We start from the raw sequence: 20,965 nt of genomic DNA, 5'->3' as shown, positions 1-20,965 counted from the left end.
TTCGGCGCATCCGCGTTTTCCCGTAGGCAGTATTACGCAGTCGATCCCCGCAATGATGCGAATAGGCGGCAACGTCCGGATACAGACAATCGCGGCACGCATCCCATTCACCGCAGGAGACAACACCTTGACCCGCTTTCCGAAGAAATTCGCCACGGCCGTCGCGCTGGCCGCACTCGCCACTTTCGCCATGGCCGCCGACCCGATCAAGATCGGTGTCGACGGTCCGTTCACCGGCGGTTCGTCCTCGATGGGCGTGAGCATGCGCGACGGCGTGCGCCTCGCGACCGAGGAAATCAACAAGGCCGGCGGTGTGATGGGCCGGCAGATCGAACTCGTCGAGCGCGACGACGAAGCCAAGAACGAGCGCGGCGTGCAGATCGCGCAGGAATTCATCAACAAGGAAAAGGTGGTGGCCGCGGTCGGCTACATCAACACCGGCGTGGCACTGGCTTCGCAGCGCTTCTTCCAGGACGCCAAGATCCCGGTGCTGAACAACGTGGCGACCGGCTCCATCGTCACACACCAGTTCGACAAGGATCCCGACAACTACGTGTTCCGCAACGCCGCGCACGACAGCATCCAGGCACCGATGATCGTGGAAGAGGCGATCACCCGCCGCGGCTACAAGAAGGTCGCGATCCTGGCCGACTCCACCAACTACGGCCAGCTCGGCCGCGAGGACCTGGAGAAAGCACTCAAGGCCAAGGGCATCACGCCGGTCGCGGTCGAGAAGTTCAACATCAAGGACGTCGACATGACGGCCCAGCTGCTGAAGGCCAAGGAAGCCGGCGCCGAAGTCGTGCTGACCTACGGCATCGGCCCCGAGCTGGCGCAGATCGCCAACGGCATGACCAAGCTCGGCTGGAAGGTGCCGATGGTCGGCAGCTGGACGCTCGCAATGGCCAACTACATCGACAACGCCGGCCCCGGCGGCGAGGGCGCGCGCATGCCGCAGACCTTCATCCAGGAGCCGACGACGCCCAAGCGCAAGGCCTTCATCGACAGCTTCATCGCCAAGTTCAAGCCCAAGAACAACCGCATGGATTCGCCGGTGTCGGCCGCGCAGGGCTACGACTCGATCTACCTGCTGGCCGCCGCGATCAAGCAGGCCAACAGCACCGACGGCCCGAAGATCAGGGCTGCGCTGGAAGACCTGTCGACGCCGGTCGAGGGCGTGGTGACGACCTACAACAAGCCCTTCACCAAGACCGACCATGACGCCATCACCGCGAACATCCCGGTGTTCGGCGAAGTCAAGAGCGGGCGCGTGGTGTTCGCCAGCGCGGACGACCAGAAGAACGCCTCCAAGGTGCGCCTGAAGGACCCGGCCGCCAATGCGGCGCTGATGCCCAAGCAATAAGCCCGCTCAAGGCCTGGCGCCGCCGCGGCATCGTCCGCAGCGGCGCCTTTTGTTGTCACGCTTCGCGAGGCCCGCCATGCAAATCCTGACCCAACTCATCTTCAGCGGCATCGCGCTGGGCATGATCTATGCCGTCATCGCGTTCGGCTACCAGCTCACTTTCGCCACCTCCGACACTCTCAACTTCGGCCAGGGCGACGCGCTGATGCTCGGCGCGCTGGTGGGCCTCACGCTGGTCGGTCTGGGCGTGAACTACTGGCTGATGATTCCGCTGGTGTGCCTGTTCGGCGCGCTGCAGGGCGCGGTGGTCGAGCGCATCGCCGTGCGGCCGGCCATCAAGATCAAGTCGGAGTTCGGCTGGATCATGTCGACCATCGCGCTCGGCATCATCTTCAAGAACGTGGCCGAGAACGTCTGGGGCCGCGACGACCTGAAGTTCCCGTCGCCGCTGCCGGAGTCGCCGATCAAGTTCCTCAACGCCAACGTGCTGCCGATGGAGATCCTGGTGGTGGTCGGTGCCATCCTCATGATGCTGGCGGTCGAGATCTTCAACCGCCGCTCGATCTACGGCAAGGCGGTGGTCGCGACCTTCAACGACCGCGACGCGGCCAAGCTGATGGGCATCAACACCGGGCTGGTGATCACCTTCTCGTACGCGCTGTCGTCGCTGACCGCGGCCTTCGCCGGCGTGCTGATCGCGCCGCTCACCTTGACCGGCGCCACGATGGGCGCGGTGCTCGGCCTCAAGGCCTTCGCGGTCGCCATCATCGGCGGCCTGACCAGCGGCATGGGCATCGTGGTGGGCGGCATCATCCTCGGCGTCGCCGAGACCACCACCGGCTTCTACCTGAGCACGGGCTACAAGGACGTGCCGGGCCTGGTGCTGTTGCTGATCGTGCTCGCGGTGCGGCCGCAGGGGCTGTTCGGCAAGACAGCCATCAAGAAGGTGTGAGGCCCGCGCCCGCACGCACAAGAACATGAAAAAGAGTCACCTCCTTCTCGCGATCGTCGCCGTCGCGGCCCTGCTGCTGTTTCCGATCGCCATCGCCAACCCGTACTACATCCACCTGCTCGAGACCATCATGATCTACGCGATCCTGCTGTTCGGGCTGGACATCGTGGTCGGCTACACGGGGCAGGTCTCGCTGGGGCACGCGGGGCTGTTCGGCATCGGCGCGTACACGGCGGGCGTGCTGGTGTTCAAGCTCGGCGCGCCGCTGATGGTGGCGCTGATCGCGGCCATCGGCGTCACCGCGGTCTTCGGCGCCTTGCTTGCGCTGCCCGCGCTGCGCGTGACGGGGCCGTACCTGGCGATGGTCACGCTCGCCTTCGGCACCATCATCCAGATCCTCATCAACGAGATGAGCTTTCTCACCGAAGGCCCGATGGGCATCAAGCTCGAGAAGCCGCCGCTGTTCGGCCACAAGCTGGACGAGCGCGAGTTCTTCTGGCTCGTCGCCGTGCTGCTGGTGCTGTCGCTGATCGTCGTGCACCGCGTGCTGCGCTCGCACCTCGGGCGCGCATTCGAGGCGCTGCGCGGCAGCCCGGTCGCGTCCGATTGCATGGGCGTCTCGGTCTATCGCTACAAGGTCTATGCCTTCGTCATCAGCGCCGGCTTCGCGGGGCTGGCAGGCAGCTTGTACGCGTATTCGGAGCAGTACATCTCGCCCAACACCTACAACTTCGAGCTCACGGTGCTGTTCCTGCTCGCGGTGATCATGGGCGGGCGCAAGAGCCGCATCGGCTCGCTGCTCGGCGCGGCCATCATCGTGCTGCTGCCCAAGCTGCTCGACGACGTGGTGCTGTTCCGCTACGTGTCGGTGGCCTTGGCGGCGATGGTCATCGCGACGGCCGTGGTGGCGATCCGGCGCGGCCGCGCGACGCCGGTGCAGATGGCCATCCCGGTCGCCGGCAGCGTCGCGCTCGCGGGGCTCGCGTTCTGGCTCGAGACCATGACCGACTGGCGCCTGTCGATCTTCGGCGTGATCATGCTGTTCGTCGTCTACTACCTGCAGGACGGCATCGTCGGCTTCGTGCGCAGCGCGCTCAACCTGCGCCGGCCGAAGCCACAGGTCGACGTCATGGTGGAGGGCGCTCCGGCGGCCGATGCGGTGGCGAAGGCGGCCGGCGCCGGCGACCGCGTGCTCGAGGCGGCGGGCGTGCTGATGCAGTTCGGCGGCCTGAAGGCGCTGAACAACGTCGACCTCGTGGTGCGGCGCGGCACCATCCATGGCCTGATCGGCCCCAATGGTTCCGGCAAGAGCACGATGATGAACGTGCTGACGGGCATCTACGTGCCGACCGCCGGTGCCATCTCCTTCGCCGGCCGTTCGGTGGTGGGCCGCACCTCGTCGGACATCGCACTGTCGGGCATCGCGCGCACCTTCCAGAATGTGCAGCTCTTCGGCGAGATGACGGCGCTGCAGAACGTGCAGGTCGGGCTGCATCACACGTTCGCGAGCAACTTCGTCGACGTCGCGGTCCACACGCCGCGCTACCGGCGCGAGAGTGCCGGCGCGGTGAAGCGGGCGCAGGGTCTGCTGGACTTCGTCGGCCTCGGCGACTTCGCCGAAGAGGAGGCGCGCAACCTGCCCTACGGCAAGCAGCGTCTGCTGGAGATCGCGCGCGCGCTGGCGCTCGACCCGCAATTGCTGCTGCTGGACGAACCCGCGGCCGGGCTGACCGCGCCCGACATCAAGGAGCTGATCGCCATCATCCGCAAGATCCGCGAGCACGGCGTGACCGTGATCCTGATCGAGCACCACATGGACGTGGTGATGAGCATGTGCGACACCGTCTCGGTGCTCGACTTCGGCCAGAAGATCGCCGAAGGAGAGCCCGCCGCGGTGCAGACCGACGAGAAGGTCATCGAGGCCTATTTGGGCGGACAAGAAGCAAGCGCGCAGCCCGCGTGAGGACCGACAAGATGCTCACCATCCACAATCTTTCCGCCGGCTACGGCAAGGTGCAGGTGCTGCACGGCATCTCGATCGAGGTGCCCAAGGGCAAGGTCGTGACGCTGATCGGCTCCAACGGCGCGGGCAAGACGACGACCATGCGCGCGGTGTCCGGCATGATCCGCGCGACCGCGGGCGAGATCACGCTCAACGGCAAGCGCATCGAGACGCTGGAGTCGTACCACATCGCCAAGCTGGGCCTTGCGCATTCGCCGGAGGGCCGGCGCGTGTTCGCCACCATGACGGTGACCGACAACCTGACGCTGGGCGCTTTTCCTCGGCTCACGGGCAGCCGTCCGCGCGGCGACGTGGCCGCGGACCTGGAGCGTGCGCTGGAACTCTTCCCGCGCCTGAAGGAACGGCGCACCCAGCTGGCCGGCACCTTGTCGGGCGGCGAGCAGCAGATGCTGGCCATGGCGCGCGCGGTGATGCTCAACCCCGAGGTGGTGCTGCTCGACGAACCGTCCATGGGGCTGGCGCCGATCCTGGTGGCCGAGGTGTTCCGCATCATCGAACGGCTCAAGCAGGAGGGCGTGACGATGCTGCTGGTCGAGCAGTTCGCGGTCGCGGCGCTCGGGGTGGCCGACTATGGGTATGTGCTGGAGAACGGGCGCATCTCGCTGCACGGACCGGCGCAGAAGCTGCGCAACGATCCGGGCGTGAAGGCGGCTTATCTGGGGGGCGGGCACTAGCCGCCGCGGCTCAAGCCGATGCGGCCGTCCCGGCAGCCGCCTTCATCGGCTGAAAGACCCGCGCCAACAAGGCCTCGAAGGTCGCTTCCGCGGCGATCAGCGCCTCCGCCTGTTTGGCGATCACGGCGGTGGTGGCATCCGCACAGCGCGCGAAGGCGCTCTGTCGGGCCAGGGGCGGCAGCAGCACGGGCATCGACTTCACGTCCTGCTGGTTGATGCTCGCCTGGTTGATGGCACGCCGGGCATTGGCGCGGATGTGCTGCTTGGCGCGCTGCGTCTGCAGCATCGAGATCATGTAGCGCGGATCGATCTGCGCGGTGTCCAGCCTGAGCCGCATCATGTTCGACTCGAACACCGTGGTCTCGGCCAGCGCCGGGATGAGCGTGCTCTTGCCCAGGTACTCCGGGCTGTTGACGCGGTTGATCACGATGTCGCCCGGCGCGAGCGCGAAGCGCAGGGCCTCGTCGTCGTCCAGCCGCAGCCGCTTGAGCGCCGTCAGGTCGCAGATCTCGCCGTCGTAGAAGGCATCGATGCGCAGGATCGGCGTGCCCGAGCCGTAGGCCGACTTGTGCTTGTAGAGCCCGTTCTGCGGACTCTCCTGGAGCAGGCTTCCCAGCGACACCACGGGCCAGCCCTTCGGGTTGGTCATCGAGTTGCCGAACATGTCGTTGAAGAGGGCCGGAATCATCCGCGCCGTGTTCTTCTGGATGTCGCGCCGCAAGCGCAGGACGCTCTGGGCGCACGAGAGCAGATCGACGATGCGGCGCTGCTGCTGCAGGTCGGGCAAGGGCAGCGTCTGCGCGAGCACCTGGGCATCCGTCACGGCCGGATACAGCGCGCCCGCCACCAGCTTGCACAGGCGGCTGACGAACAGCCGCGAGCGCACGAAGAAGTACAGGTATTGCGGCAGCACGGCCGGCGTCGCGCGCAGCACGCAGAACGCGGTGCTCGCCACCTCGCCGTCGAGCGATTCCGGCACCAGCGCCACGGCATTGAGATTCGGGCGGACCGTCGACACCAGCACGTCGCCGTGGCGGATCTGCCTGCGTGCGCGGCTCGGTGCCTCGGCGCCCTTCAGCGTGCGCGCACCGGTGATGGCCTTCTGCTTGTTGCAGACGCCGGCCACGTCGATATAGGTGAACGGATCGTCTGGCCATGCGGCCGGGTTCAGGGTTCCGGGCCTGGGTTCGACGACATCGCGCAGCGCGACCCATGGCGTGCTCACTGGCGTACCTTCGCGCTGCGCGCTGCGGTATTCGCCCTTGGGGCGGCCCGGCGTGCTCATGGCCCGAACTCCTGCATCGCGATCCTCAGGGTCTCCAGTTCCTTGGCGATCTCGTCCTCGAGCGCCGAGAGTTCGTCCAGCAGTTCGCGCGGGCTCTGGTGCTCGGCCTGCGCCTCGCTCATCGGACGGTAGCGGCCGGCAGAGAGGTTGTAGTCGTTGTCGCCGAGGGCGGCCGCGTCGGCGAACCACCACTTCTCGTCCCACTCGGCGGCGGGTTCGCGCGCCTCCCAGCGGGTCCATGCCTCTTCGCGCCGGGCGTAGACGTTCGAGAGATGCGGCAGGTCGTCAGCCGCGATCGGCGTGTCGTGGTTGGCGTCGAGTTCGTAGCCGTCGTCGTCGGTGTGCAGGAACAGCACGTGCCGCGTGCGGCTTCCCTTGCGGAAGAACAGCACCGAGGTCTTCACGCCCGAGTAGGGCTGGAACACGCCGCCCGGAAGACTCAGCACCGCGTCGACCCGGTTGTCCTCGACCAGCTGGCGGCGCAGCGTCTTGTGGGCCGCGGTCGAGCCGAAGAGCACGCCCTCGGGCACGATCACCGCGGCCCGGCCATCGGGGCGCAGGCTGTCGAGCATGTACTTGAGGAACAGCAGTTCGGTGCTGCTGGTGGTGCCGATCCTGACCTCCTCGACGATGCGGTCCTTGTCGACGCGGCCCGAGAAGGGCGGATTGGCCAGCACGACGTGGAAGCCCTCGGCCGGCAAGCCCAGTTCGGCCCGGCGCTCCTCGTCGATCGCGGTCGTCAGCACATTGCGCTGCAGGATGCGCACGTTCGGCAGGCCGCGCAGCGCGAGGTTCATGGTCGCCAGGCGCACCATCTTCGGATCGACGTCGTTGCCGAAGAAAGTGGCGCCCTGCAAGGTGCGCAGCGCATCGGGCTGCAGCCGGTCGCCCAGCCCGCGCCGCTGGAGCTTGCCTTCGACCTCGGCCTCCACGATCGCCTCGGGCGAGGAGTGGGTGAGCCGGATGTGGTTGTAGGCCGCGACCAGGAAACCCGCGGTGCCGGCGGCCGGATCGTAGAGGGTCTCGCCGACCTGCGGATCGATCATCTCGACGATGCTGCGGATGATGTGGCGCGGTGTGCGGAACTGGCCGAGCTCGCCGGCCTGCTTGATCTGGCGCAGCACATGCTCGAACAGGTCGCCCTTGGTGTCGGAGTCGGCCTGGTCCAGCCCCAGGCCATCCACCAGGCTGATCACCTGGGCCAGCACCGTCGGCTCGCTGATGCCCAGGCGCGCGCCGCGCATGAAGTTGTGCGCGCCCGCCTCGCCGATCTCGGTGAAGAAGGGAAACACCTCGTCGCGCACGAAGTGCACCAGGGCATCGCCCGACAGATCGGCCGCCCAGACCGACCAGCGAAAGAGGCTGCGCGGGACGGTCGGCGTGCCGGTCTGCAACACGGTCGCGGTCAGGCTGCCTTCGCGCACCGACGAGGCCATCACGCTCGTCGCCGGATTGCGCAAGGTCCAGTCGCCGCTGAAGAGGCTGGTGCAGGGCTGGTTCAGCATCGCGGCCCGCTGCTGGTTCTCGTCGTCGATGCTTTCGAAGAGGTAGAAGAAGAACAGGAACGACAGCTGTTCCGCGTTGCTCATCGGGTCGGGGTACCCGCCACCGAAGAGGTAGTCGCGAATCTGGTCGATCGACCGTCGCATGTCAGCGGTCAGGGGCATGAGGACGTGGCGTTGGAATGGTTGTGCGGGCGACGCGGGAGTCTACGAGGCAAATGGGGGCTTGCCGAACGGGCGAGTGTAGGAAACTCGGGGAACCCGTCTTTCGAAACAGCTCCCGAGAAGAAGCACCCCATGACCCAGAGTTCTCCCGCCTTCGAGGTTCTCCCGCGCGATATCTCCGCCTATCGCCAGGGCAACGCCGGCATCGACTACGTCCATCGCTTCGCGTCCGGCCGGCTCGGGCCGCACGTGCTGATCAACGCGCTGACGCACGGCAACGAGATCTGTGGCATGGTGGCCGCGACCCACCTGCTCGACACCGGCGTGCGGCCGAAGATCGGCACGCTGACGGTGAGCTTCGCCCACGTGGAGGCCTATGACGCCTTCGACCCCGAGAAGCCCTTCGACAATCGCCAGATCGTCCACAACCTGAACCGTATCTGGTCCGACGAACTGCTGGGCGGCACCGAAGACAGCCCCGAACTGCGCCGCGCCCGCGAACTGCGCCCGGTGGTGGCGGCGGCCGACCACATCCTGGACATCCATTCGACCAGCCAGCCGGTCGAGCCCTTCTGGGTCTATCCCGCCTTCGAGCGCAACGCCGTGGCGGCACTGGCGATCGGCCGGCCTGCCGTGCACCTGGTGATGCCGCAGGGCCTCGGCTCGGGCACGCCGCTGATCCAGCATGGCCGGCACGGCGAGGCCGAGGGCACGGCCGGCGTGGCGCTGGTCGTCGAATGCGGCCAGCACTTCGCGAAGTCCGCGGCCGATCTGGCGATCGCGGTGACGATGGATTTCCTGGCCTGCTTCGGGCTGATCGAGCGCGATCCTGCGGCACCTGCGCCCGGGCCGCAACGGCGTTTCGAGCTGCTGGAGACACGCATGGTGAAGACCGTGGATTTCGTCTTCGCGCGGCCGGTGATCGGCTTCGAGACTTTTGCCAAGGGCGAGCTCATCGCGACCGATGGGCCGGACGAGATCCGCGCGCCCTGCGACGACTGCACGGTCTTCATGCCGACACGGGCGCCGATCGTCGGGCGCGAAGCGGTCTATCTGACGAAGCCGTTGCCGCATTGATCGATGAAACCCTGCGCACGCGCAGCGCGCGCGATCAGGAAGCGGACGGCCATGAGGCCGGCCGCAGCTCCGGCGCGCCGCTGGCTACTTGCCCCAGCTGTCCTTCATGCCCGCCGCGCGGTTGAACACGCGCCGGCCCGTGGCTTGCGCGCCGGTGTCGACCACGAAGTAGCCGTGCCGCTCGAACTGGAAGGCCTCGCCGGCCTCGGCGGTTCCGAGTGAGGGCTCGACGTACGCGCTGGCCTTGACGAGGCTCGCGCGGTTGAGTTCGTCCATCAGCTCGCCGCTGCCGGGTTGCGGTGCCGCGAACAGGCGCTCGTAGAGCCGCACCTCGGCCTCCAGCGCATCCGCTGCCGCGACCCAGGTGATGTTGCCCTTGACCTTGATCGCATCCGCGCCCGGCGTGCCGCTCTTGGTGTCCGGCACCAGCTTCGCCTGCACCTCGACGAGGCGGCCTTCGGCGTCCTTCGTGCCGCCGGTGCATTCGATGACGTGGCCGTATTTCAGGCGAACCTTGTTGCCGGGGAACAGACGGAAGAAGCCCTTGGGCTGCACGTCCTCGTAGTCGGTGCGCTCGATCCACAGATCGCGGCCGCACTTGAAGTGGCGCCGTCCCATGTCGGGCTGGTGCGGATGCACGGGCGCCGAGCAGTCGTCCAGGAAGCCCGCGCCCATCAGTTCGTCCCAGTTGGTGATGACGAGCCGTACCGGATCGAGCACCGCCATCGCGCGCGGCACGACCGGGTCCAGCGTGTCGCGCAGCGCGGCTTCGAGGCTCGCGTAGTCGATCCAGCCGCCTGACTTGGTGACACCCGAGCGTTCGCAGAACAGCTTCAGCGCCGCGGGCGTGTAGCCGCGGCGGCGCAGGCCGGCCAGGGTCGGCATGCGCGGATCGTCCCAGCCCTCGACGTGGCCTTCCTCGACCAGCTGGCGCAGCCGCCGCTTGCTGGTGATCACGTGCGTGACGTTGAGGCGCGCGAACTCGTACTGGCGCGGGTGCGGCGTGGCGATCAGGCCGCCTTCGGCCAGCCGGTCGAGCAGCCAGTCGTAGAAGGGGCGCTGGTCCTCGAATTCGAGCGTGCAGATGCTGTGCGTGATCTGCTCCAGCGCATCCTCGATCGGGTGCGCGAAGGTGTACATCGGATAGATGCACCACTTGTCGCCGGTGTTGTGGTGCGTCGCCCGGCGGATGCGGTAGAGCGCGGGATCGCGCATGTTGATGTTGGGGCTCGCCATGTCGATCTTCGCGCGCAGGACGGCGGCGCCGTCCTCGAGTTCGCCGTTGCGCATGGCGCGCAGGCGCTCCAGGTTCTCGGCCGGCGTGCGGGTGCGGAAGGGACTGTCGGTGCCGGGGGTGTTGAAGTCGCCGCGGGTGGCGCGGATCGCGTCGGCGCTCTGCTCGTCGACGTAGGCGAGGCCGGCTTCGACCAGGTACTCGGCGGCGCGGTACATGAAGTCGAAATAGTCGCTCGCGAAGTACACGTGCGGGTTCGGCACGCCCGGGCGCGCGGGATTGTCGGCCAGCACGGGGTGATAGCCCATCCATTTGACCGCGTCGCGGATGGCGTCGACGTATTCCTGCTCTTCCTTTTCGGGGTTGGTGTCGTCGAAGCGCAGATGGCAGACGCCGCCATAGTCCTTGGCCAGCTCGAAGTTGAGCCAGATGCTCTTGGCGTGGCCGATGTGCAGGTAGCCGTTGGGCTCGGGCGGAAAGCGCATGCGCACCTTGGCCGGGTCGTGCATGCCCTGGGCATGGTGCGCGGCATCGCCGGGCGTGCCGCCCCACTGACGGCCCGCGTAGACGCCCTGTTCGATGTCGCTCTCGATCACATGGCGCAGGAAATTGCTGGGCTTGGCGGTGTCAGGGTCTGCAGGGGATGTCATCGGTTCATTTTAGGTGTACCCCCTGATGGGTTACTTCTTGCAACGTTCTTCACAGAGCGAGGTGCACCTTGTTGACACTTGCAGCGTTCAATACGGGCATGGGCGGTTTCCGCCCTCCAATACAGGAGTCCCACCATGAACCCCACTCGTGCAACTTTCTTCAAATGGGCCGCCGCCGGTGCAGTCGCCGCAGGCGCGCTCTTCGCGGCGACGTCGGCGAGCGCCGGCGTGGCCTGGTCGGTCGGCATCAATGCCCCTGGCATTGCGGTCGGCGTGGCTGCACCACCTGTCTATTACGCGCCGGCACCGACGTATTACGCCCCCGCGCCTGCCTATTACGCGCCGCCGGTGTATTACCGCCCGGCACCCGTCTACTACGCGCCGCCGGTGTACTACCGCCCGGCGCCCGGCTATTACCGCCACTACGGCCCGCACCGTCATTGGCGCTGAGCGGCCGTCAAGTCGCTACCAGCTTGCCTGCTGTCACATGAGAAGCCGGCCCCTGTCGAAGGGGCCGGTTTTTTCATGGGTGCTCACATGGCGCGGAACAGATGGGCATACAGGCGGCTGACCGGGATTTTCTCTCCGCGGCCGCGCAAGGTCAGGTGCTGCTTGCCGGCATCGTCGCGGTGCACGGCCTCGATCGCGCTGCTGCGCACCACCACCGCGCGGTGCACCTGCCAGAAGAGATCGGCGTCGAGCTGCGGCAGCAATTGCTTGAGCGGCGTGCGGATCAGGTATTCGTGTGCCGCGGTCAGCACGCGCACGTACTTGTCGGCAGCTTCGAAATACAGCACCTCGTCGATGGGCACCATGCGCACCGTGCTGCCCGACGAGCCGGCCTCGCTGGCCGCGATCAGCTTGAGCGGCGTGGCAGCGCCCGGGGCGACGGCGCCTTCACCGGCCGCCGCCAGCAGCTTGCGCCACTGCGCCAGCGTGCCGGCCAGTGCTTCGTCGGATGGCACGGCGGCGGTGTCGCGCACATCCAGCGCCTGCTGCAGGCGCGCGACGGTACGGCGCAGGCGCTCGGGCTGCACGGGCTTGAGCACATAGTCGATCGCCTGGGCCTCGAAGGCGCGTGCCGCGTATTCGTCGTAGGCGGTCACGAAGACCAGCTGCGGCATCGGCGCCTCGCCGGTCGGCCACGCGTCGGCCAGTTCGGCGGCGGCGCCCAGGCCATCGAGGCCGGGCATTCGGATGTCGAAGAACAGCACCTGCGGCAGCAGCCGCAGCGTCTCGCGCACCGCGCTGCGGCCGTCGCCGACGGTGGCCAGAACGTCCAGCCCGGGCCAGGCGGCAGCGAGTTCGGCGCGCAGCGCCTGGGCCAGCAAAGGCTCGTCTTCGGCAATGAGGGCGGTCGGCTTCATGGGGAGGACAAGGGAAAGGTGATGGCGGCGCAAGTCCCGCCTTCCGCGGTCGCATTCAGCTCCATCGTGCTGCGCGTGCCGTAGACGGTCGCGAGCCGTTCGCGGACCTGCGCCAAGCCGAAGCCGCCGCCTGCCGACGATGTCGTGCCGGCCTCGACGCCGACGCCGGTGTCGCGCACCTCGATCACCAGGCGCGCGCCGTCGCGCCGGGCGCGCACGGCGATCTCGCCGCCTTCGATCTGCGGTTCGAGCCCATGACGGATGCTGTTTTCCACCAGCGGCTGCAGCATCAGCGGCGGCACCGGAACATCGCGCAGTTCGTCGGGAAGATCGAGCCTGTAGCGCAGGCGCGGGCCCATGCGCACCGACATCAGTTCGAGGTAGTCGCCGAGCCGCTCGAATTCGGCCGACAGCGGATGCGAGAGCGAACGCGAGCCGGCAAGCGTCATGCGCAGGTAGTTGTTGAGATGGTCGAGCATCGCGATCGCGCGCGGCGGATCGGTGGCGATGAGCGCCCGCAGGTTGGCCAGCGTGTTGAACAGCATGTGCGGCTCGAGTTGCGTTTCGAGCAGCTTGAGCTTGGCTTCGCTGGCATCGCGTTCCGCGGCGCTGGCCTTGGCGGCGAGTGCGGCCGCGCGACCCCGTGAATGGAAATAGGCACTGGCGACGACACCCGACAGCACGGTGATGACCAGGCCGATGACGCCGTCGCGCGAGGAGTATCCGACGCTGCTGCCGAAGGCCAAGTCGCTGAGCCTGCTGCCGAAGAAGAACCCGCAGAGGATCCCGATCCCGGTCAGGGTCACACCGCGCCAGCCCATGGGCCAGCCGTGACCGCCCGAGCCGTCGCGGTGGCAGTGGCGCTCGTCCACCAGATAGCGGCCGAATTCGATCACGCCCCAGGTGGTGAAGCCGATGCACATGGCAGAGCCGACCTGTTCCCAATAAGTCCTGTTCGGCCATATCGACGTGGTCAGCACCGCGACCGCGCAGCAGAAGGCCGCGACCTGAAGAGCGTGGCGGGCGGCATCGCCCCAGCGGATGTTCATTGCGCGGTCGGCAGCTCGGCGGCGACCGAGTCCACGAACGCAACGCCCCTCTCGCCGGTCGCGGCACTCGGCGCCGCGATGGCCGCGCGCCGGCGCAGCGTTTCGGTGGTCTCGCCCGGACCGTCGGGCGACCAGCCCGGCGGCATGAAGAAATAGCCGGCCGCCTCGCGCAGGCTGCGCGCCGAGCGCAGATCGCGCCAGAGCGATCGCCAATGCGCGAATTCGATCTCGAGGACGTTGTAGGTGGTCTGCGGCGTCACGAGCCCGTAGCGGCAGGGCAGCTCGGCGCGCTCGGCGATGTAGGTGCCGAACAGGCGGTCGAACACGATCAGCACGCCGCCGTAGTTGCCGTCGAGGTATTCGAGGTTCGAGGCGTGATGCACGCGGTGGGCCGACGGCGTGTTGAGGATCCATTCCAGCGGGCCCAGCCGCGGGATCCAGGTGGCATGGATCCAGAACTGGTAGAGCAGGTTGAGCGCCAGCATGAGCAGGATGATCCCGGGCGGCATGCCGAGCAGCGGTGCCAGCATGAAGAAGACCAGGCTGCCGGTCAGCCGGCCGGTCCAGCCGAAGCGGTAGGCAGCCGAGAGATTGAGCTGGTTCGGCGAGTGGTGGATCGCATGCGTGCACCAGAACCAGCGCACCCGATGGGCCGCGCGGTGGTACCAGTAGTAGCAGAACTCCTGTCCGATGAAGCAGGCCACCCAGCCCGACCAGTGGTTCATCGGCAAGGTCCAGAGGCGGTGTGCGTAGAGCCAGCCCATGGCATCGGTGTAGAAGGCCGCCGGCAGCAGGATGCGGATCGGATATTCGCGCACCAGGAAGTCGAACACCGAGATGCCTGCCGCCTTCCAGTCGTAGTTCGCGCGGCCCCGCAGCCACGAAAGCACCAGCGCCTCGGCCAGCGAGGCCACCAGCACGGTCACCACCGCCGCCTTGAGGATCAGGATCAGGACGTTCATGGCTGCAGATTCTGGACGAAGAAACGCACGATGGCTGCATATACGCCGTCGAGCGTGCGGCGATCGAAGCCCGGCGGGTCGTCGAGCAGGCGCGCGGCGCGCGGCGGCAGATCGGGCACCGGCGGCGAGAGGATCGAGCCGTGGCCGGCGTCCTTCATGTCGGCCAGCAGCACGCAGCCGTTGCAGGCCGCGCGCACCGCGTCGATGTGCCACTGCGGCGCGAGCCACGCATCGCGGCCGGCGCGCACCAGGCCGAGCGGCACGCGCGGATGCGCCAGCGAGTGCATGTCGAACGCCGCCGCCATCGGCACCGCGGCCACCACGGCGGCGATGCGCGCGTCGTGCCCCTCCTGCAAGGTGGTGTCCTCGTCGAACTTGTAATGGATGATCCGGCGCGCCACCGCGATGCGCACCGGATCGAGCGCGCTGCCGTCGAGTTCGCTGCTGAGGCCGACGCAGGTCGGAAAGTCCTCCGCCAGGTGGGCTTCGCAATGCCGGGCGAGCAGCGCGGGCGACCAGCTTCCGCCGGCGAGCACCAGCGCGGTCAGGCCGCCGGCCGACATGCCGTACATCCCGACGTGCTGCCCGTCGAGCAGCGGCGCGAAGCGCGCATCCGCCGCCATGGCGTCGATGGCCTGCGACACCTCGCGCGGCCGATGCTTCCACGACGGCGGGCCGACCGCGCTGTGGTCATGCCAGTTGTCGCCGGCATGCTCCGGCATGGCGACGGTGAAACCGGCCGCGACCAGGGCTTGCGCAAGATCGGAATTCTCCCAGCCGGATCCGCCCGAGCCGTGCGACATCACGATCAGCCGATGGTTGCCGGCGACCGGTGCGGCATCGACCGCCACCGTGAGCGTGAAGGGCCCGCGCTGCACGCGCGTGGCGGTCGCGTCCGTGGGATAGAACACCGTGATCGGGCCGCTGTCGGCCGGTGGCCGCAGCATGGTCAGGCGGGTTGCTGCCTGCGCGGCCGCAGCCAGCAGGCAGGCCGCGGCCAGCGTCAGCTTCCGCAGCCCGAAGGCTTTCATGTCCGGTCTCCCCGGGCGCGGGCGAGCGCGGCACGTTCCCGCTCGACCATGCGTTCCAGCATGCCGCCGCCCGGCGCGAAGGCCCAGACCGAGATGCCGTGCAGCAGCAGGCCGAGTCCCCAGCCCAGCGCCGGGTAGATCGCCCAGCTGCGCCCGCTGGCCACGGAGAATGCGACCAGCATCAGGTTGACCACGAGGTACACCGCCGCGTGGCTGAACCAGGCCAGCTTGCCCTTGGCGCGGCGGCGCGCCAGCCGGCCGATGTCGTCGTTCGTGGTGGTGTCCATGGCGATGCTCCTTGCCGGGTGCTTGTTGTCTCAGGCCGCGATCGCGGCGCGGTCGTGCTGGATGGCGAGGCGCCACAGCCGGATGGCGCGGCCTGCAAAGATGCCGCTGAAGGCGCCATAGAGCGTGCTGATGCCCAGCGCGAACGAGGCCTGGTGCATCAGCTGCGGGTGCATCGCGAGCAGGATGCCGACGACGTACTTGGTGAAGAAGATGCCCATCATCAGCACCAGCGGCACGGCGCTGCCGGCCACGTGGAAGGTGCGTGACGCGGCGTCGTAGCGCGTGGTGGCCGGCACGCCGCGCTGCAGCACGAAAGCCAGCAGCACCAGGGCCGCGGCGGCCCAGCCCGACAGTGCCGCGGGCGCATCGCCGAAGGCCGAAGCAACGCCGTAGAGCGACAGGCCGGCCATCGCGACCGGCATGATCGTCACACGGGTGAGGCTCACGCTGCCGGCGAGCAATTGCCTGGCGCCGAGCCAGACGAGCAGGGCGAAGGTGACGAACACCCACTTGGGCGTGTGGGTCAGGATCTGGATCAGCATGGTGATGCTCCTTGGAAGGGTTGAAACGCAACGGACTCGGTGTCGATGGCGTGACTGTGCCGGCCGTCGCCTCGCGCCGCCACGTCGATGCGACGAATTGCACTGCGCCGGCGTGAACTGCAGCCGGCGGGCGCGAATGGCAGCCGCGCGGCGCCGGCTTTACAGGGGCTTTACGCTCCGTAAGCGAGGAACGCTACGATTCCACGCTCCACTCAAGGCTGCCTGCCTGTCCCCATCCATCCCATGCAATCCCATCCTCCCGAGCCTTCACCCGTCGACCCGCCCGCGCTGCAGCCACCGCCGCGGCGCCGCCGCTGGCTCGGAAGCCTGATCGCGTTGCTGATCGTCCTGCTGTTGGCCGGCGGCGCCTGGTACCTCATCAAGCGATCGGGACAGCCCGCGGGCGGCCCCGGCTTCGGCGGCGCGAGCTCCACCGTCGGTCATGCGGCTGCGCGCCAAGCCGATCTTCCCGTCACGATCGAGGCGCTGGGCACCGTCACGCCGCTGGCCACCATCACGCTCAAGCCGCAGGTCGGCGGCATCCTGACCGAGGTGCTGTTCACCGAAGGGCAGACCGTCGCCAAGGGCCAGCTGCTGGCGCGCATCGACCCGCGTCCCTACGAGCAGGCGCTGATGCAGGCCCAGGGTACCCGCGTGCGCGACGAGGCGCAGCTGGAAGCGGCCCGCGTCACGCTGACGCGCTACCGCACGCTGCTGGGCCAGGATTCGATTGCACGCCAGGACGTCGACACGCAGGCCGCGCTGGTCAAGCAGCTCGAAGGCACCGTGATCACCGACCGCGCGGCCGAAGCTGCCGCGAGGCTCAACGTCGAGTACACCCGCATCACCGCGCCGGTGGCGGGCCGCATCGGCCTGCGCACGGTCGACCCGGGCAACACCGTCGCGGCCAATCCCACGACCGGGATCGCGGTGATCACGCAGATGAATCCGATCGACGTCCAGTTCGCCGTGCCGCAGGACCGCGTGCCCGACATCCAGACCCAGATCGCCAAGGGCGCGCCGCTGGTCGTCAAGGCAATGGACCGCGTGCGCAGCACGACGCTGGACACCGGCACCTTCTCCACGCTCGACAACGTGGTCGACACCAGCACCGGCACCGTGAAGGCCAAGGCGCGCTTCGGCAACGCCGGCACCACGCTGTTCCCGAGCCAGTTCGTCAACATCCAGCTGACCTTGCGCACGGTGAGCGCGGTGGTGGTGCCGGTGACCGCGGTGCGCACCGGCCCGAACGGCACCTACGTGTACGTCATCAATGAAGACCGCACGGTCTCGATGCGCGCCGTCAAGCGCGGCGAGTCCACGGTCGAGGTGGTCGCGATCACCGATGGGCTGAAGGTCGGCGAGGATGTCGTGACAGAAGGCGGCGACCGCATCAAGGACGGCGCGCGCGTGCAACTGCAGGGCGACAAGCCCGCCACGGGCCCGCGCCCAGGCGCTTCGAGTCCGCGTGCCGGCGGCAGCGAGCGCAGGCGCCAGCGGCAGCCGCAATGAAGGGACTCGCATGAGTCCCTCGCGCCCCTTCATCGAGCGGCCGGTCGCGACCGCGCTGCTGATGCTCGCGATCGTCCTCGCGGGCATCGTGGGCTTCCGCTTCCTGCCGCTGGCGGCTCTGCCGGAGGTCGACTACCCGACCATCCAGGTGCAGACGCTCTATCCCGGCGCCAGCCCCGAGGTGATGAGCCGCACCGTGACCGCGCCGCTGGAGCGCCAGTTCGGCCAGATGGCCGGCCTCGACCGCATGAGCTCGGTGAGCGCCAACGGCGTCTCGATCGTCACGCTGCAGTTCGCGCTCGACCAGACCCTCGACGTGGCCGAGCAGCAGGTGCAGGCCGCGATCAATGCCGGCGGCTCGCTGCTGCCGGCCGACCTGCCGGCGCCGCCCGTGTACGCCAAGGTCAATCCGGCCGATGCGCCCATCCTCACGCTGGCCGTGAGCTCCGACACCATGCCGCTGACCGAGGTGCAGAACCTCGTCAACACGCGGCTGGCGCAGAAGATGAGCCAGGTCAGCGGCGTCGGCCTGGTGTCGCTGTCGGGCGGCCAGCGGCCCGCGGTGCGCATCCAGGCCAACACGGATGCGCTGGCCTCGGTCGGCATCGGGCTGGACACGCTGCGCACGGCGATCGCCGCGGCCAATTCCAACAGCGCCAAGGGCAGCTTCGACGGGCCGAAGCGCGCCTACACCATCAATGCCAACGACCAACTGCTGACCGCGGCCGACTACAAGAACCTGATCGTCGCCTGGAAGAACGGCGCGCCCGTGCGCATGAGCGACGTGGCGCGCGTGATCGACGGCGCCGAGAACACGCAGCTGGGCGCCTGGGCCGCATTGCGTGCGGGCGGTCAGGACGCGGCGCTGTATCCGGCCATCATCCTCAACGTCCAGCGCCAGCCCGGCGCCAACGTGATCGGCACGGTCGACGCCATCAAGAAGCAGCTGCCCGATCTGCAGGCCTCGCTGCCCGGCTCGCTCAAGGTCGAGGTGCTGAGCGATCGCACCACCGGCATCCGCGCCTCGGTGCGCCACGTGCAGATGGAACTCGGCCTGGCCGTGCTGCTGGTGGTGCTGGTGATCTTCTTCTTCCTGCACAGCCTGCGTGCGACCATCATCGCCAGCATCGCGGTGCCGATCTCGCTCATCGGCACCTTCGGCCTGATGTACCTGCTGGGCTACAGCCTCAACAACCTGAGCCTGATGGCGCTGACCATCGCGACCGGCTTCGTGGTCGACGACGCGATCGTCATGATCGAGAACATCGCGCGCTACCTCGAGGAGGGCGAGCCGCCGTTCCAGGCCGCACTCAAGGGCGCGACGCAGATCGGCTTCACCATCATCTCCCTGACGGTGTCGCTGATCGCAGTGCTGATCCCGCTGCTCTTCATGGGCGACGTGGTGGGGCGGCTGTTCCGCGAGTTCGCGGTCACGCTGGCGATCACCATCCTGATCTCGGCCGTGGTTTCGCTGACGCTGGTGCCCATGATGTCGGCGCGCTGGCTCAAGCCGCAGGCCGAGGAGGGCGGCCGCTTCGGCGCGGCCGTGCAGCGCTTCTTCGAGCGCGTGATCGGCCGCTACGACATCTGGCTGCAATGGGTGTTCCGCCATCAGTCCCTCACGCTGCTGGTCGCGCTGCTCACGCTCGGGCTGACGGTGCTGCTCTACGTGGTCATTCCCAAGGGTCTGTTCCCGACCCAGGACACGGGGCAGCTGCAAGTGAGCGTCGAAGCCGCGCAAGAGGTGTCGTACGTGCGCATGGCCGAGCTGCAGCAGTCGGCGGCCAATGCCATCCTGGCCGATCCCGACGTGCAGAGCCTGAGTTCGGTGGTGGGCGTCGACGCGGCGAACAACACCTCGCTCAACACCGGCAGCATGCTGGTCAACCTGCGCGGCGGCCACGACGCGCAGGCGACCGTGATGCAGCGGCTGCGCGACCGCGTGCGCAACAGCGTCGCCGGCGTGACGCTCTACCTGCAGCCGACGCAGGACCTGACGATCGACGCCGAGACCGGGCCGACCGAGTTCCGCGTCTCGCTGGAAGGCGTCGACACGACCACGGTGAACAACTGGGCGAAGAAGCTGGTCGCGCGCCTGGCGCAGACGCCGGAGGTGCGCAATGCCACCACCGATGCGGGCGCGCAGGGGCTCGCAGCCTATGTGGACATCGACCGCAACACCGCATCGCGCCTGTCGGTCACGGCCAGCTCGGTCGACGATGCGCTCTACAGTGCCTTCGGCCAGCGCATCGTCTCGACCATCTTCACCGAGACCAACCAGTACCGCGTGATCCTCGAGGCGCAGCGCGAGGCGCTGTCGTCGACCCAGGGGCTGGGCAACCTGCAGCTGCGCACCGGCGCGGGCACCGCCACGCCGCTGTCGGCGCTGGCGACGGTGCGCGAGCAGCTCGCGCCGCTGCAGGTCACGCGCGTGGCGCAGTACCCGGCGGCGACGGTGGGCTTCGACACCGCGCCCGATGTCGCGCTCGGCAAGTCGGTCGCGGCCATTCGCGCCGCGGCCAAGGAGATCGGCGTCCCGGCCAGCATTACCATGACCTTCCTTGGTGCCGCCGGCGCCTACGAGAGCTCGCTGACCAACCAGCTGTGGCTGATTCTTGCGGCGGTGGTGTGCGTGTACATCGTGCTCGGCGTGCTGTACGAGAGCTACATCCATCCGCTGACCATCCTCTCGACGCTGCCTTCGGCCGGCGTGGGTGCCTTGCTGGCGCTGATGGTGACCGGCAACGACCTCGGCGTGATCGGGATCATCGGCATCATCCTCTTGATCGGCATCGTGAAGAAGAACGCGATCATGATGATCGACTTCGCGATCGATGCCGAGCGCAACCAGGGCAAGTCGCCCGGCGAGGCGATCCACCAGGCCGCGCTGCTGCGCTTCCGGCCCATCCTGATGACCACGCTGGCCGCGCTCTTCGCTGCCTTGCCGCTGATGTTCGGATGGGGCGAGGGCGCCGAACTGCGGCGCCCGCTGGGCCTCGCGATCTTCGGCGGGCTGGTGGTGAGCCAGGTGCTGACGCTGTTCACGACGCCGGTCATCTACCTGGGCTTCGACCGGTTGGGGCGCCGGTTCAGGCGTCAGCCCCCCGACGGGGCGGCGTCGACATGATGCGCCGTGGACTTTCAGTCTTGCCCCCTCTCCCTCTGGGAGAGGGCTGGGGTGAGGGCGCCGGGCCTTTGCTTTGTGCGTTGCGTTTGATTCCCGGCCAACGGCCTGACCAACGAAGACAACCGTTCAAAGGCCCAGTGCCCTCACCCCAGCCCTCTCCCA

Annotated in this window: 17 protein-coding genes; 8 read left to right on the top strand and 9 right to left on the bottom strand. The window is 68.1% G+C overall.

The genetic code is table 11. From position 1 onward, the window contains the following. Positions 1-190 precede the first annotated feature (190 nt). From E5P2_RS16830 to E5P2_RS16815, 4 genes are all read left to right on the top strand, one after another. Positions 191-1,363, top strand: a complete 1,173-nt coding sequence (locus E5P2_RS16830; protein WP_174259942.1) for an ABC transporter substrate-binding protein — start codon at positions 191-193, stop codon at positions 1,361-1,363. A 76-nt stretch (positions 1,364-1,439) separates the two neighbouring features. Next, entirely contained in the window at positions 1,440-2,315 is an 876-nt protein-coding gene (locus E5P2_RS16825) for a branched-chain amino acid ABC transporter permease (RefSeq protein ID WP_162568262.1), read from the top strand. Positions 2,316-2,340: 25 nt separating this feature from the next. Then, positions 2,341-4,278, top strand: coding sequence for a branched-chain amino acid ABC transporter ATP-binding protein/permease (locus E5P2_RS16820; RefSeq protein WP_162568261.1), 1,938 nt, complete (start codon positions 2,341-2,343; stop codon positions 4,276-4,278). 11 nt (positions 4,279-4,289) lie between these two features. Beyond that, a complete protein-coding gene (locus E5P2_RS16815; RefSeq protein WP_162568260.1) occupies positions 4,290-5,012 on the top strand; it encodes an ABC transporter ATP-binding protein in 723 nt (240 codons plus the stop codon). A 10-nt stretch (positions 5,013-5,022) separates the two neighbouring features. Here the strand turns inward: E5P2_RS16815 and E5P2_RS16810 are convergent, their stop codons facing one another. Next, on the bottom strand, positions 5,023-6,297 hold the full coding sequence (locus tag E5P2_RS16810; RefSeq protein WP_162568259.1) for a restriction endonuclease subunit S: 1,275 nt from the start codon (positions 6,295-6,297) through the stop codon (positions 5,023-5,025). Beyond that, positions 6,294-7,964 (bottom strand): HsdM family class I SAM-dependent methyltransferase, encoded by a 1,671-nt coding sequence (locus E5P2_RS16805; protein WP_162568258.1) that lies wholly within the window; start codon positions 7,962-7,964, stop codon positions 6,294-6,296. The genes E5P2_RS16810 and E5P2_RS16805 overlap by 4 nt, the downstream gene beginning before the upstream one ends. A gap of 132 nt (positions 7,965-8,096) precedes the next feature. Between E5P2_RS16805 and E5P2_RS16800 the strand changes: the two genes are divergently transcribed. Then, positions 8,097-9,041 (top strand): succinylglutamate desuccinylase/aspartoacylase domain-containing protein, encoded by a 945-nt coding sequence (locus tag E5P2_RS16800; RefSeq protein WP_162568257.1) that lies wholly within the window; start codon positions 8,097-8,099, stop codon positions 9,039-9,041. A gap of 84 nt (positions 9,042-9,125) precedes the next feature. On the opposite strand, the gene E5P2_RS16795 is transcribed toward E5P2_RS16800, so the two are convergent. Further along, positions 9,126-10,925, bottom strand: coding sequence for a glutamine--tRNA ligase/YqeY domain fusion protein (locus E5P2_RS16795; protein WP_162568256.1), 1,800 nt, complete (start codon positions 10,923-10,925; stop codon positions 9,126-9,128). 135 nt (positions 10,926-11,060) lie between these two features. Between E5P2_RS16795 and E5P2_RS16790 the strand changes: the two genes are divergently transcribed. Next, complete coding sequence (locus E5P2_RS16790) at positions 11,061-11,375, top strand: hypothetical protein (RefSeq protein ID WP_162568255.1); 315 nt, start codon at positions 11,061-11,063, stop codon at positions 11,373-11,375. Positions 11,376-11,458: 83 nt separating this feature from the next. On the opposite strand, the gene E5P2_RS16785 is transcribed toward E5P2_RS16790, so the two are convergent. From E5P2_RS16785 to E5P2_RS16760, 6 genes are read right to left on the bottom strand one after another with little or no spacing between them, the layout of a single operon-like run. Continuing rightward, a complete protein-coding gene (locus tag E5P2_RS16785) occupies positions 11,459-12,292 on the bottom strand; it encodes a LytR/AlgR family response regulator transcription factor (RefSeq protein ID WP_162568254.1) in 834 nt (277 codons plus the stop codon). Then, on the bottom strand, positions 12,289-13,341 hold the full coding sequence (locus E5P2_RS16780; RefSeq protein WP_162568253.1) for a sensor histidine kinase: 1,053 nt from the start codon (positions 13,339-13,341) through the stop codon (positions 12,289-12,291). The genes E5P2_RS16785 and E5P2_RS16780 overlap by 4 nt, the downstream gene beginning before the upstream one ends. Then, positions 13,338-14,303: a sterol desaturase family protein gene (locus E5P2_RS16775; protein ID WP_162568252.1), complete on the bottom strand. Its 966-nt coding sequence runs from the start codon at positions 14,301-14,303 to the stop codon at positions 13,338-13,340. The genes E5P2_RS16780 and E5P2_RS16775 overlap by 4 nt, the downstream gene beginning before the upstream one ends. Continuing rightward, complete coding sequence (locus E5P2_RS16770; protein ID WP_162568251.1) at positions 14,300-15,334, bottom strand: alpha/beta hydrolase family protein; 1,035 nt, start codon at positions 15,332-15,334, stop codon at positions 14,300-14,302. Before E5P2_RS16770 ends, E5P2_RS16775 begins: the two co-directional genes overlap by 4 nt. After that, positions 15,331-15,621, bottom strand: a complete 291-nt coding sequence (locus E5P2_RS16765) for a 2TM domain-containing protein (protein ID WP_162568250.1) — start codon at positions 15,619-15,621, stop codon at positions 15,331-15,333. Before E5P2_RS16765 ends, E5P2_RS16770 begins: the two co-directional genes overlap by 4 nt. Positions 15,622-15,651: 30 nt before the next feature. After that, positions 15,652-16,164 carry a DUF6622 family protein gene (locus E5P2_RS16760; protein WP_162568249.1) on the bottom strand — a complete coding sequence of 171 codons (513 nt, stop codon included), beginning with the start codon at positions 16,162-16,164 and terminating at the stop codon, positions 15,652-15,654. Positions 16,165-16,407: 243 nt separating this feature from the next. Here E5P2_RS16760 and E5P2_RS16755 point away from each other — a divergent pair, with 243 nt between their 5' ends. Together E5P2_RS16755 and E5P2_RS16750 are read left to right on the top strand one after the other, a co-directional pair. Further along, positions 16,408-17,676 (top strand): efflux RND transporter periplasmic adaptor subunit, encoded by a 1,269-nt coding sequence (locus E5P2_RS16755; RefSeq protein WP_162568248.1) that lies wholly within the window; start codon positions 16,408-16,410, stop codon positions 17,674-17,676. Positions 17,677-17,686: 10 nt separating this feature from the next. Next, positions 17,687-20,803, top strand: a complete 3,117-nt coding sequence (locus tag E5P2_RS16750) for an efflux RND transporter permease subunit (RefSeq protein ID WP_162568247.1) — start codon at positions 17,687-17,689, stop codon at positions 20,801-20,803. Positions 20,804-20,965: the final 162 nt, after the last annotated feature.

Source organism: Variovorax sp. SRS16, assembly GCF_901827165.1.
Lineage (GTDB): Bacteria > Pseudomonadota > Gammaproteobacteria > Burkholderiales > Burkholderiaceae_C > Variovorax.
This window is presented reverse-complemented; position numbering and strand designations above follow the sequence as displayed.